The organism is Candidatus Hydrogenedentota bacterium, from assembly GCA_013359265.1.
GTDB lineage: Bacteria > Hydrogenedentota > Hydrogenedentia > Hydrogenedentales > SLHB01 > JABWCD01.
Genome location: JABWCD010000002.1, coordinates 23,703 through 37,987, shown reverse-complemented (window position 1 = coordinate 37,987; position 14,285 = coordinate 23,703). Strand labels below are relative to the sequence as shown.

Genomic DNA, 14,285 nt, shown 5'->3' with positions numbered 1-14,285 from the left:
TCCTGCCTTTCTGATTCTTCGGCACACGCTTTGCTCCAAAGGCGTACAAACTCGAAGGAGACTTCCGCGTGGGTTATCACACTCCCAAAGACTGGCCGCATAATCTGGTCGTCATCGGCAATGGAATGGTGGGCCACCGCTTCTGCGAGAAGCTGGTCGAATTCGGCTGCAACAGGAAGTACCAGGTGCTGGTCTTGGGAGAGGAACCCCGGCCCGCCTATGACCGTGTCAACCTCACGTCGTACTTCGAAGGTAAATCGGCGGAGGACCTCACGCTGGCGAAACCGTGCTGGTATCGCGAAAACGAGATGACCCTGTACACCGGCCGGGTCGTACAACACATCGACCGGGATGAACGCGCCGTCTATACGTCCACCGGCAGCCGCATCCCATACGGACGGCTCGTCCTCGCCACGGGATCGCGACCGCTGGTCCCGCCAGCATTCAAAGTGGAAACGAAAGGCGTCTTCGTCTACCGGACCATCGATGACCTGGACGCCATAATTCGGTACGGTAAGCGCTGCACGACCGCAAGCGTTATTGGCGGCGGGCTGCTCGGCCTTGAGGCCGCCCGAGCGCTGCGCGAACTCGGGCTCGAAACAAAGGTCATTGAGTTCAACGCGCGCCTGATGCCACGCCAACTGGACGAAACCGCGTCCGCGTTGTTGCTGCGCGAAATCCAGCGGCAGGGAATCGGCGTGTTGCTCAGCCGCTCGACGCAGTCGGTGTTGGGCAACGGCGCAGTCACGGGACTCCGCTTCGCCGACGGCGAGTCGGTTGACACCGACATGATTGTCGTATCAGCGGGGATTCAGCCGCGCGACGAATTGGCGCGAGCGTGCGGATTGGCGATTGGGCCGCGCGGCGGCGTGGTCGTGGATGACGCGCTACAGACCAGCGACCCGAACATCTACGCCATCGGAGAAGTAGCGTCCCACCGGGATGTGGTGTACGGACTCGTGGCGCCGGGGTATCAAATGGCGGAGACGCTTGCCCGGCGCATGGCCGGCGAAGACGCAACATTCGCGGGCGGCGACCTGTCGACAAAACTCAAGCTGATGGGCGTGAACGTCGCCAGTTTCGGTGACCCCTTCCTTACCGATCAGCACCACGAGACCTTCGAGTACCGGGATTCGAAAGAGGGGCGATACATCAAGGTCGTCCTCGACGCCGGCGGGCGCACTGTCCTCGGTGGCGTGCTCGTTGGCGATACATCGTCGTTTGGTCTCCTGAGCCACCACGCACGGACGGGTGAACCGTTGCCGGCTGCTACCGCGGAATTGCTCGGATTGAACCGAAGCGATGGCGCGGCGCCCGCATTGCCCGATACGTTGCAGGTCTGCTCGTGCAACAACGTGTCCAAGGCGCAGTTATGCGGCGCTATCCGCGGCGGCGCGCACGACATCGGCGCGCTACAGGCGTGTACCCGTGCGGGGACCGGATGCGGCGGTTGTGTTCCAATCGTCAAGGACATTTTGAAATCCGAACTCCTGGCAATGGGCGTCTCCGTCAAGAACGTGCTCTGCGACCACTTTCCAATGACGCGCCAGGAACTCTTTCACGCCGTGAAGGTGCAGCGGCTGAAGTCTTTTGACGCTGTCTTGGACATCGTGGGGAATGGCGACGGCTGCGAAGTCTGCAAACCCGCCGTCGCGTCGATACTCGCAAGCCTGTGGAACGAGCACGTCGTCGAACATGCGGAAATCCAGGACACGAACGACCGCTTCCTCGCCAACATTCAGCGCGGTGGCTCCTACTCGATCGTGCCGCGCGTCCCCGGCGGCGAGATCACGCCGGAAAAACTGATCGCACTGGGCCGAGTAGCGAAGAAGTACGACTTGTATTGCAAGATTACGGGGGGACAGCGCATCGATCTGCTCGGCGCGCGCGTCGACCAGTTGCCGGAAATCTGGGAGGAACTCATTGCCGAAGGATTCGAGAGCGGTCACGCGTACGGAAAAGCCGTGCGCACCGTGAAGAGTTGTGTCGGCAGCACCTGGTGCCGCTTCGGCGTGCAGGACTCGACCGCGTTCGCCATTCGCATCGAGGAACGGTATCGCGGCATTCGCGCGCCGCACAAGCTCAAGTTCGCGGTCTCCGGCTGTACGCGCGAATGCGCCGAGGCCCAGGGCAAAGACGTTGGGCTCATCGCCACGGAAAAGGGATGGAACGTCTACGTCTGCGGTAACGGCGGTGCGAAACCGCGGCATGCCGACTTGCTCGCAACGGACCTCGACGAAGATACCGCGATCAGACTCATCGACCGGTTTCTCATGTACTACATTCACACCGCCGACCCGCTCACGCGCACGTCGGTATGGCTCGAAAAACTCGAGGGTGGACTCGACCAGGTCAAGCGCGTCGTCATCGAGGACATCCTCGGGATTTGCGAAACGCTCGAAGCGGACATGGCGAAGTTGGTGAATACGTATGAGTGCGAGTGGAAGGCGGTAGTCGAAAACCCGGAAAAGCGCGCGCTCTTTAAGCATTTCTCGAACACGAATCGCACCGACGCGAACCTAAAATTCGTGCGGGAACGCGGGCAGAAACGTCCCGCGGACTGGCCAAGCCCCGCGGCGGCACAGCCGCATCAAAACGGTGTGCAGGAGGAACTCGTGTGGTGGCGCGCCGGCGCCGAATCGGACTTCCCGGACGGACGGGGAATCGCCGTCGAATACGGCACGATGCAGTTGGCCGTGTTCAATTTCTCCCGCCAACGCAGATGGTTTGCGACGCAAAACATGTGCCCGCATAAACAGGACATGGTCCTCGCGCGCGGCCTGTTGGGCGAGAAAAATGGCGAGCCCAAAGTCGCATGCCCCCAACACAAGAAACAGTTCTCGCTCGAAACGGGCAAGTGCCTCTCCGGCGACGATCGCCTCTGCATTCGGGTTTTCGACGTCAAAGTCGAGAACGGCGATGTGCTGCTCCACGTGCCCGCGCAAGCACTGGCGAGCATCGCATAAACACGCAGAATAGCGGGCGCGCCGTGGACTGTCACCGCTTCGGCGGCTGTCCCCACAGCGGCACACCCGCGCCGCGGCCGACTGATCAGCGCCGGTGCAATTCCTGTAATTTTCTGCTACGATTCGTCCAAGGCGTTTCGGGGGAAACGCTGTGGGGTGGCGTTGCCGGTCAAACCGGGGCCGTCCCAAGGTGATGCGCGCGGTTGGTACTCGTATCAACCGCAGGAGGGGGATATGCCGTATCGCCGGATCTATCGCTTCCTTTGCGTCGCGTGCGTGCTGATGGCCCATCGGCCTGCCTTTTCGGTAGTACCGGTAGCTACTGTCGAACGAAATTCACTGATCGATCCGGCCGCGAACTCGGTTCCCATAGTCCTCGCCGTGCGCAAACTCGGCAATGACGGCCATTGGTACGCCAACTTCGGGTACTACGCCGAAGGCCCCCAGCGCGTCACCTATGCCGACGGCGCGAGACTTCTGAAGGTCGACCCGGCAACGGGCGACACGACCACGATATTCGAAGACTCCCGCGGCGGCATCCGCGATCCGCAGGTGAGCTACGACGGAAAAACCATCCTCTTCTCCTATCGCAAAGGAGGGACCTGCAGCTACAACCTGTACGAAGTCGGCGTGGACGGCAGCGGACTCACGCAGCTCACGGACGGTCCTTTCGACGATATCGAACCCACGTATTTGCCAGACGGCGGGATTATGTTTGTATCGTCGCGCTGTAAACGCTGGGTGAACTGCTGGCTGACCCAGGTCGCCGTCTTGTACCGGTGCGACGCGGACGGGAAAAACATTCGGCAAGTGTCCGGTAACATCGAACACGACAACACGCCGTGGCCGTTGGCAGACGGGCGCATTCTGTACCAGCGCTGGGAGTACGTGGACCGAAGCCAGGTCCACTATCACCATCTGTGGGCGATGAACCCGGATGGCACCGGGCAGATGCCCTACTACGGCAACCTCAACCCCGGCATCCTGATGATCGACGCCAAACCGATTCCGGGGACTGACAGTATCGTATCGTTGTTTTCGCCGGGTCATGGCCAGCGCGAGCACGCGGGGCAGGTCGCGATTGTAAATCCCAAACTCGGTCCCGACGCGCCCGAGGCCGTACGTTTCCTGCACGACGCGAAAGATTTCCGCGACCCGTATCCACTGTCGGAAAACGCGGTTCTCGTCGCGCGTCAACACCGCGTGCTGTTGATGGACGGACAAGGCGGCATCAGCGAAGTCTTTCGTCTCTCGGACGAAGACCGCGCGGCAGGTTTCGAGTGCCACGAGCCGCGTCCGATCGCGGCGCGTCCGAAGGAACCGGCGCTACCCTCTCGCGCGAAACTCGATCAGACGACAGGTCGCCTGATCCTCGCGAACGTATACGACGGCCGGAACATGGCCGGCATCCAGCCGGGCGAAATCAAAAAGCTCCTGGTCCTCGAATCGCTTCCCAAACCGATCAACTATACCGGCGGCATGGAGCCGCTGAGTTACGGCGGGACATTCACGCTCGAACGCGTGCTCGGCACCGTGCCGGTCGAGGCCGACGGCTCGGCGTATTTCGACGTGCCGGCGATGCGGAGTATCCTGCTGGTCGCGCTCGACGAGCAGGACATGTCGGTCAAGCGCATGCAGAGTTTTCTCTCGGTCCAACCCGGCGAAACGATGAGTTGCGTCGGTTGCCACGAGCAGCGCACGTATACGACCATGCCTGCCGTGCAGCTTCAGGCGCTGTCCCGGGCGCCGAGCATCATCGAACCCATCGCGGAAGTGCCGGACGTCTTCGATTTCCCGCGGGACATCCAGCCCATTCTCGACCGGTATTGTGCCTCGTGCCACGGCTATGAAAAAGGGCCCGAAGGGCATCGCATGGCGGGCCGCGTAATCCTTACCGGCGACCGCGGACCGTTGTATTCGCACAGCTACTTCACCTTGAGCGCGCTGCGCGAATTCTCCGACGGCCGCAATCTGCCCAAGAGCAATTACGCGCCGCGAGCGCTCGGCAGTTCCGCAAGCCGGCTCCTGCAAAAACTGAACGGGACACATTACGGCGTGCAGGCCACGGAATACGAGCGCAAAATCGTCCGGCTGTGGATCGACACCGGCGCGCCCTATCCCGGCACCTACGCGGGCCTGGGCTCGGGCATGATCGGCGGATACGCCGAGAATACGATCGATCGGCGCGATCTCGAGTGGCCGGAAATTCTCGCCGCGCAGTCAATCATCAAAACGCGCTGCGCCGCCTGCCACACCGGTCCGATGCAGTTGCCCGATACCCCGTCCGACGACATGCCCACGCCGCCCTGGGACATCAAGTACGACGATCCGCGGCTCCACCTGTCGCGGCACATTGTCTACAACCTGAGCCGGCCGGAACGCTCGCTGCAACTGCTCGCACCGCTTGCAAAGGAAGACGGCGGGCTGGGCGCGTGTAGAGACGCCGGCGGCGTGCCGGTGTTCCGATCGAAGAAAGACAAGGATTACCGCGTGTTACTCGCGGCAATCCGGGAGACCAAGCGGCATCTCGACGACATCAAGCGGTTCGATATGCCGGGATTCCAGCCGAGGCCGGAGTATATCCGAGAGATGAAACGCTACGGCGTGCTTCCCGAGGAGTTCGATTCGAGCGCCCCCGTCAATCCATACAAGACGGATCGGGCCTACTGGGAATCGCTCTGGTGGTGTCCGCTGGAAAAGGTGGCCACGGTGATGGATCACTGAGCCGGGCCGAAGGCGAGCGGGGGGCTGCTTGCCGAAATTGGGAGAATGTTGATGATACGCGGAATACGCAACGCGATCGTCCTGTGGTCGGCGATCACCGCCGTGGTCGCGTCGGCCGATCCATACTTGTCTCCACTGGCCATTGCGGTGCGCGGCGATCGACTGTACGTCGTCGATACCACGGCGGACCGCGTCGTCGCGGTCAATCCAATGAAGGCGCGCGTCGTGCGTGCGTTTCCCACGAGTGACGCGCCGAGCGGAATCGCGGTGTCGCCGGACGGGAAACGCCTTTACGTAACGGCCGGCGCAGAAAATGGCCGCGTCTTCGTGCTCAACGCGCGGACAGGCAAGTGCGTCGCGGAACTTGTCACCGGCCACTCGCCCAATGCTCCGGTCGTGTCGGCCGATGGCAATACCTTGTTTGTGTGCAACCAGTTCACGAACGACGTCTCCATCTTCGATCTCGCCGCCAATACCGAGCGTTGCCGCGTCCCCGTCACGCGCGAGCCCGTCGCCGCGGCGTTGACGCCAAACGGCGCTTCGCTCATCGTCGCAAACCTCATCCCGAAAGGCAGCGCGACTTCCGGCTACGTTGCCGCGACGGTCGATGTCGTCGACACGAACGCCCGCGCCGTGCGCGCGTCGATCGTGCTGCCGAACGGAAGTGTCGACTTGCGCGGCGTTTGCGTGTCGCCGGACGGCGCATACGCATACGTCACGCACCTCGTATCGCGGTACCAGTTGCCGACCACGCAACTCGAGCGCGGCTGGGTCAACACGAACGCAGTAAGCGTTCTTGACCTCAACGCGATGACACTCATAAACACCGTCCTGCTGGATGACGTGGACATGGGCGCAGCGAACCCCTGGGGTGTCGCGTGTTCACCGGACGGCGCGAGACTGTTGGTGGCGCACGCAGGCAGTCACGAAATCAGCGTTATCGATCGCGGCAAGCTCCACCAGAAACTGTCCGAAGCCGCGGCAAACGGCGGGGCAAATACCGTGCCGAACGATCTCGCGTTCATGGTTGGGCTCCGCGAGCGGCGCCGGCTCGCGGGCAAGGGCCCGCGCGGTATCGCTGTCTCGGGCCCGCGCGTATTCGCCGCCGAGTACTACTCCGGCTCCATCGGCGTAATCGATCTTGCGCAGGAAGCGTCTCGCGCGGCCGTGTCGATCTCGCTGGGTCAGGCGCCCGAGCCGGACACGGTGCGCGCGGGCGAAATTCTGTTTCACGACGCGGACTACTGTTTCCAACGGTGGCAGTCCTGCGCAAGTTGTCATCCCGGCGGCGCGCGCGTGGACTCGCTCAACTGGGACATGCTCAACGACGGGCTTGGCACGCCGAAGAACACGAAAAGTCTCCTCTTGTCGCATCAAACGCCTCCCGCCATGGCGACGGGCGTGCGCGAGACGGCGGAAGTCGCGGTGCGCGCGGGCATCCGCAATTCACTGTTCAACACGCTCGACGAATCGTACGCGGTGAAGTTGGACGAGTATCTGAAGTCGTTAACGCCGGTGCCGAGCCCGCTGCTGGTGAATGGCGCATTGAGCGACGACGCCGAGCGCGGCAAGCAGGTGTTCGACACCGCGAAATGCAGCCGCTGCCATCCCGCGCCGCTGTTCACGGACTTGAAATCGCATCGCGTGGGGACGGGCATGGGAATCGAGCAGGACAAAAAGTTCGACACGCCGACGCTGGTCGAAGTGTGGCGCACGGCCCCGTACCTTCACGACGGCCGCGCGGCCACGATTCGCGACGTGATCACCATCGCCAACGAATCGGGCGATCACGGAGATACGTCTGAACTGTCGCAAGAACAAATCGACGATTTGGCGGCATATGTGATGTCGCTGTAGGGGAACGTCAAATCGTGCGAAAAAAGACATCAAATACCCGCGATTCAGGGGAGGAACCCCGCCCGTCTGCGCCGGGTTTACACACGTGGGGGATTGTCGCCGGCTGCGCAATCAGGTCCGGCACAAAGTCGAAGACGAAGACGCAACCGGTGGCTGCACCCAATCGCGACCGGTGCTCGGGGGGAGTTGTAGTTGATGCAGCAGTTTCGTAGTGGCGGGAAAGCAGTCAACGTGGACGACGTACAGGTTATCGATCGCGCGGCGCTCCAGCGCCTGAACGGCAAAGGAGTTTACACGGTCTGTCTCACGCGAACCGCATGCAACGAATACCATGTGACCGCGCCGGCGTCGCGCGACGAACATCCCGGCGCTGTGTTCGAGCGGGCCGCGGAGGCGCTGCGCGATACGGGCGCCGCCATTGTATCGATGGATGTTGCCGGCGTGCCGTTCGATGCGGGCCGCGGCGAGATGATCCGGGCATTTGGCACTCCGTCCTGGCCGGTGACGTGGATCGACCGGAGGCCATTCCATGCCGGAGGAGGACTCCACATCTGGGCCGTATCCGGTCCCGTACTGACCCCGATCGAAAACGGCGATGTCGTTGCCGCGGTGCGCTTCGAGGACCTCTGGGCAACGTACTGCTGCGCCGGCGGATTTCTTCCCGCGGGCATCGCCGCGCCGCCGGCGGACAAGACGCTGTCGGTCCTCACTGCGATGGAGTCCACGCTCGAATCGGCGAACCTCGAGTTTGCCGACGTGGTCCGCACGTGGTTTTACAACCGCGATATCACCGCGTGGTACCGCGAATTCAACCGCGCGCGCACGCAATTCTTCGACTCGCGCGGCGTCTTTGACCGGCTCGTGCCCGCGAGCACCGGTGTCGGCGCCGGCGATATCGGCACTGCCGCGCTCACGGGCGGACTGCTCGCGATACGGCCCAAGAATGGTTTCGTGCAAATCAGCGCCGTCGATTCTCCGCTGCAATGTCCGGCCACGAAATACGGCAGCGCGTTCAGCAGGGCCGTCGAAGCCGCGTTTCCCGATCACGGTCGGCTATACGTCTCCGGGACCGCCAGTATCTCTCGTGATGGACACACGCAACATCTCGGCGACATCGTCGCCCAGGTCGAGCGGACGATTGGCGTGGTCGGCGCGCTGCTCGAGTCGCGCGTCATGTCGTGGGACGACGTCACGAGCGGGACCGCCTACATCAAGCGCGGCGAGGATTTTGCCGCGGTCGCGAAATGCCTCGAGCGCGCCAAAATCGACGCAGCGCCCTTCTTAATGCTGCAAGCGGACATCTGCCGCGACGAACTTCTGTTCGAACTCGAAGTCAGCGCCATCTCGACGCGAATAGAAAACAACCACCACTCGGACTGAGGGAATTGGGGGAAAAACCTCGTGAGTACTCCGGGCGCTAAAGCAAGTGCATGGATGAGGTGTCCGCGCCGGCCAATGTCTCCTCATCCAATCCTGCGAATACCGGCATCTTCTCGTGCTCGTGCTCGTGCTCGTGCTCGTAATCGTAATCGAGTCTTTGGCTTCAATACCTCACCAACGCCACGGCCACTACGCCCTAACCTCCCAAATCGCTATCTTCTGTCCATCTCCATCCCCATCGCCATCGCCCTGCTCGCTCTCTGCCTTCCCGCCCACGCCGCCGACTTTACCTTCGACGACCCGGAACTGACCTCGGAATACCGCGCGATCGCAGATCAGATCGCGCAGTGGAACGCGACCCCCTCCGCCCACGAACGTCTAAAGCGCGAAACGCTCCAGTCATCCGCGCTCATTTCAGAGACCGATCGCGATCCCGTCGACGTCGTGTTGCGCCGTGCCGCCGCGCTGCTCGAAGACATCCAGGCGATGGACAATTCGCCCGACCTCCGCGACGAAGCACGAGCGCTACGGAGACTCGCGGCGATTGCCGGGGAGATTGCGCCCAACGGTCCGAAACGCGGGGACCTGTTCGCCGAACTGTGCGCGCTAAAACGCAAAATCGCGCTGCGGAATCCGCTGCTCGATTTTGAACGCATCGTCTTTCTCAAACACAACCGCGCCCGATACGAGCACATGGTCGATCAGTATTACGGCTTTCACGCGGAGCGCGGTGGCGGCGTCTTCGTGTTGGACGACGCGTTCGGCAATCATCCTTCTGCTCGCGACGTAGTGAGTGGCGTCCACGTCGAAAACGGCCGGCTCCGCGGCAAGCCGCTCGAGAATGGTTCCTTTATTTCGCTGGAACTGAGCTACGACGCGCAACAAATCCTGTTTGCATGGACCGAAGCGCAAGTACCCGTCACGCCCACCGACCGGACGCCCATGACAGACCTGTGGAACGCCCATAGCACGTATCACGTTTTTTCGGCGGTCCTTGCCGGATCGGGACTTCGACAGCTTACGGACGGCCCGTCGAATGATTTCGACCCCTGTTATCTGCCGAACGGGCGCATTTGCTTTGTGTCCGAACGGCGCGGCGGGTTTCTTCGCTGCGGTATCCGCCCGAACCCGACGTACACCTTGCACGATATGCGCGCCGACGGGTCGGACATCCGCGTGCTGAGCTTTCACGAAACGCACGAATGGCATCCGAGCGTGAACAACGACGGCATGATCGTGTACACGCGCTGGGACTATGTCGATCGCGATTCGGACATGGCGCACCACCTCTGGCTTACCTATCCCGATGGGCGCGACCCGCGCACGTCGCACGGGAATTATCCCGCGTATCGTGAGGCGCGGCCCTGGATGGAAATGTCGATTCGTGCCGTGCCCAATTCGCGCAAGTACGTCGCCGTTGCCGCGCCGCACCACGGACAAGCGTATGGCTCGCTCGTGTTAATCGACCTCAGCGTGCCGGACGACGGCGCGATGGCGCAGATCAAGCGAATCACGCCCGACGTTGCGTTTCCCGAATCGGAGGAGGCCCCCGGCGTTTCGTGCGAGACGCATCGCGGACGGAACAACCGAAAGTCCGAAGTGTACGGAACGCCGTGGCCGCTGAACGAAAACTACTACCTGTGCGTGTATGACCGCGGTCAAAAAAACTACGGAATTTGTCTTGTGGACGCGTTCGGCAACCGCGAATTGTTGTACCGCGATCCCGCAATTTCGTGCCTCGATCCCATCCCGCTGCGCGCGCGTTCAACACCGCCTGTTTTGCCCACCACGATACAGTCCACCACGAAAAGCATGCTCGCCGGTTTGACCGCTGAACCCGGCTATCTCGCGGTGATGAACATTTACGACAGCGCGCGTTTGTGGCCGAAGGACACACCGATTACCGCGCTGCGCGTCGTCCAGCTTTTCCCGAAGACGACTCCCGCACAGGACGAGCCGAACATCGGCGTGGGAAACCAGTCACTCGCGCGCGGCGTCGTGACTACGGCGCCCGTCGAGGCGGACGGCAGTGTCTATTGCGAAGTGCCGGCCGGTGTGCCGATCTATTTCCAGGCGCTCGACGCGAAGGGCCGCGCCGTCCAGTCGATGTGTTCGGACACCTACGTGCATCCGGGTGAAACGCTTACCTGCGCGGGGTGCCATGAATCCAAGCAGTCCGCGGGAAACGCGTTGCTCGCACAAGCGCCGCTCGCGATGCGCCGTCCGCCGTCGCCCCTGAAGCCGGATGTCGAAGGATCGTATCCCGTTTCGTTTCCGCGGCTCGTCCAGCCGGTGCTGAATTCGCATTGCACCGCGTGCCACGAAAACGAAAAGACAACGCTGAAACTCGACGGCAACGCGTTTGGAAAGTGGGGCTGGTCCGAATCGTACCACGCGCTCTCGCGCACGGCGTGGGCGCGCCACGGCGGCAACGGTTCGCTAAAAATCGACGGGCGTTCTTACTCCGTGCCGGGCGAAATCGGTGCGCGTGCGTCGCCGCTGCTCAAGATGCTCGAGGGCGGACACTATGGCGTGACCTTGCCGCCGGATGCGCTGTACCGCATCACGCTGTGGCTCGACTGCAACAGCGTGTTTTACGGCGCATACGACCGGTTGGATGAGCAGGCGCGCGGCGCGCATGTCGTGCCGTCGTTGTTTTGAGCCGCCGATAGAAGGAGTACGGAAATGCATCCGACGCGTTCTCGACACGCAAATCTATCGAGACGCAGTTTCCTGAAGCGCACAGCCGCAGCCTCGGTGGGACCCTTGCTTGTGACGCGCGGCGTTCTCGGACAGAACGCGCCAAGCACGACACTCGCAATCGGCGTCATCGGCACGGGCGGGCGCGGCCGGTCTCATATATCGAGCGGGCTGGCAAAGCTCGAGGGTACGCGCGTTGTCGCCGTATGCGATGTCAACGCCGAAGACCGCAACCGCGCGAGGCAGATCGCCGACGAGATAAACGGCGATGCGTCGTGCGCCGCATTCGAGGACTTCCGCGAACTGCTCGCGCGTCCGGACGTCGACGCTGTTACCATCGCCGTACCCGACCATTGGCATGCGCTCATCGCCGTCGCGGCGGCGCGCGCGGGCAAGCATCTCTATGCGGAGAAACCGTTCGCGTACTCGATCAGCGAGGGCCAGGCGATCGTCGACGCGGTGAAGTCGCACGGCGTCGTGTTTCAACACGGCACGCAACAGCGCTCCGACGCCAAGTATTGGCAGGCCTGCATGCTCGTGCGCAACGGGTACCTCGGTACGCTGAACACGGTGCGCGTCGGTTCTCCGTTCGGGTTGCAGGGCGGCAGCAGCGCGGAAGTTCCCGTGCCCGCGGGCCTCAATTATGATTTCTGGCTCGGCCCCGCGCCGTTCAAACCGTATACCGACGGACGCTGCCACGGCGACGGCGGCGTTGGCTGGTACCACATCCGCGACTACTCCGGCGGCTGGGTGACGGCATGGGGATCGCACGACGTCGACATCGCGCATTGGGGCATGGGCGCCGACGACACGGGACCGATCGAAGTGAGCGGCACGGCGGAGTTCGCGACCAACGGCGTGTACGACACCGCGTGGAAGTGGCACTTCGACCTCGCGTACGCGAACGGCGTAAAGATCGTCTACGCAAGCGAAAACGAGAATCCGCACGGCGTGAAGTTCGAAGGCTCGGAGGGCTGGATTTTCGTCAAGCGCGGATTCATCGACGCGGAACCGAAATCGCTCCTGGACAAAAAACTCGACGCCGAAAAAATCCAGTTGCTCCGCGCCGACAATCACATGCTGAATTTCCTGGACGCCATCCGCACCGGCGGCCCCGTCACCGCGCCGGTGGATGCGGCACACCGCTCGACCGCGGCCTGTCACCTGTGCAACATCGCCGCGCGCACCGGCCGCAAGATCGCATGGGACCCTGCCAAACAGCAGGTCGCCGGCGACGACGAAGCGAACGCCATGCTCGCGCGGCCCATGCGCGCGCCGTGGACATTGCAGACATGAATCGTCATTGGATCGTCACGTTCGCAGCAGTGGCCGTCGTCGCGTTTGGCGCTTTCGCGGACGAACTTCCCGGCGCGGCCGCCATTGCGCCCGGGCACCCGAACCTCCCGAACGGCTACGAACTCGTCGCACACTTCGTCTGCGGCGCTGGATCCGAGAATAAGGTTGAGAGCAACGGTAATGTTGTTGCTCTCACGAAGGGCGCGCAGCGCGCCGTCGCCGATGCCGAGAATTCAGTGCCCGGCGAAGCGTTCGATCCCGAACGCATCGAGTTTTCAGTGACAGGACTCGACCCAGCGAGCGAATATGCGCTTGGATTCACCTGGTGGGACCGCGACCGATCAGGCCGGCGGCAATCGGTCGAACTGGCCTTGAATGAAGCAACCGCGCGGAGTGTCATCGTTCCGCCAACGGTCCCGCTTGCCTTCCACGGCGACGAACCGACCTTCGCGCGTATTCAACTTCCCGTCAACGCCACCAGCCGTCTTTCCATTGCGTTCGTAAAGGACAGCGGGCCGGACGCCGTTGTGAGCGAGCTGTGGCTGTTGCGTAAGACGGATGCGCAAAAAAGGAAACGCGTCGTGATCGTCACCGGTGACGATTGGACCGGGCACTACTGGCGGGGGACCGGTCCCGAACTTGCCGGTATCCTTCGCGAGGACCCGCGGCTCGAAGTCTGGATTGTCGAATCGCCGGCGATATTTGCATCGCCGTTCATTGATGGGTTTGACGCGGCGGTCATTCACTTCAAGGACTACTCCGAGCGCCTGCCGCTCGGGAGCGAGGTGTGGAACGGTCTCGACCGCTACGTCGCGGGCGGGCATGGACTCGTCGTCGCGCACTTCGGGTGCGGCTCGTTTCAGGAGTGGCCCGGCTACGTCCGCGTAGTGGGTCGCATATGGGACCCCAAGAAGCGCGGCCACGATCCCTACGGGCCGTTCCGCGTGCGCATCGCCGATCCGGCGCATCCCATCACGAAGGCCATGAACGAGTTTGAAACCAGCGACGAGCTATACACGTGTCTCGCCGGCGAGCCGAAGATTCACGTGCTGTACGCCGCCACATCGTGTGTCGATCGGCAGGAGTACCCGATGGGGTTCGTTGTGACCGAAATTCCCGGCCGCGTTTTCCACAGTTCGCTCGGCCACGACGTACCCTCGCTGCGCCATCCGGGCGCGCGCGAACTCTACCGCCGCGCAGCCGCGTGGGCCGCGGGTTTGGAGCCGACCGCGCCATGAGCATCGCGATGAGTACCGCACATACGAACTACAACTATTCCGCACGCTACGTGTTCGTAATCGTAATCGAGTATTCGGCTTCGTTCGCGGTTGATGGATGTCAGCCAGGCGAAACTCTTGTATC

General features: G+C 62.6%; 7 protein-coding genes. All 7 read left to right on the top strand.

Features of this window, described 5'->3' with window-relative positions; translation table 11 throughout:
- Positions 1-125 precede the first annotated feature (125 nt).
- A complete protein-coding gene (nirD, locus tag HUU46_01320; GenBank protein NUM52259.1) occupies positions 126-2,966 on the top strand; it encodes a nitrite reductase small subunit NirD in 2,841 nt (946 codons plus the stop codon).
- Positions 2,967-3,200: 234 nt separating this feature from the next.
- Positions 3,201-5,690, top strand: coding sequence for a PD40 domain-containing protein (locus tag HUU46_01315; protein NUM52258.1), 2,490 nt, complete (start codon positions 3,201-3,203; stop codon positions 5,688-5,690).
- Positions 5,691-5,741: 51 nt separating this feature from the next.
- Positions 5,742-7,547 carry a c-type cytochrome gene (locus HUU46_01310; GenBank protein ID NUM52257.1) on the top strand — a complete coding sequence of 602 codons (1,806 nt, stop codon included), beginning with the start codon at positions 5,742-5,744 and terminating at the stop codon, positions 7,545-7,547.
- Between the two features lie 195 nt (positions 7,548-7,742).
- Positions 7,743-8,927 (top strand): hypothetical protein, encoded by a 1,185-nt coding sequence (locus tag HUU46_01305; GenBank protein ID NUM52256.1) that lies wholly within the window; start codon positions 7,743-7,745, stop codon positions 8,925-8,927.
- Between the two features lie 444 nt (positions 8,928-9,371).
- On the top strand, positions 9,372-11,588 hold the full coding sequence (locus tag HUU46_01300) for a hypothetical protein (protein ID NUM52255.1): 2,217 nt from the start codon (positions 9,372-9,374) through the stop codon (positions 11,586-11,588).
- Between the two features lie 111 nt (positions 11,589-11,699).
- Positions 11,700-12,923, top strand: coding sequence for a Gfo/Idh/MocA family oxidoreductase (locus tag HUU46_01295; protein ID NUM52254.1), 1,224 nt, complete (start codon positions 11,700-11,702; stop codon positions 12,921-12,923).
- A complete protein-coding gene (locus HUU46_01290; GenBank protein ID NUM52253.1) occupies positions 12,920-14,161 on the top strand; it encodes a ThuA domain-containing protein in 1,242 nt (413 codons plus the stop codon). Before HUU46_01295 ends, HUU46_01290 begins: the two co-directional genes overlap by 4 nt.
- Positions 14,162-14,285 lie beyond the last annotated feature (124 nt).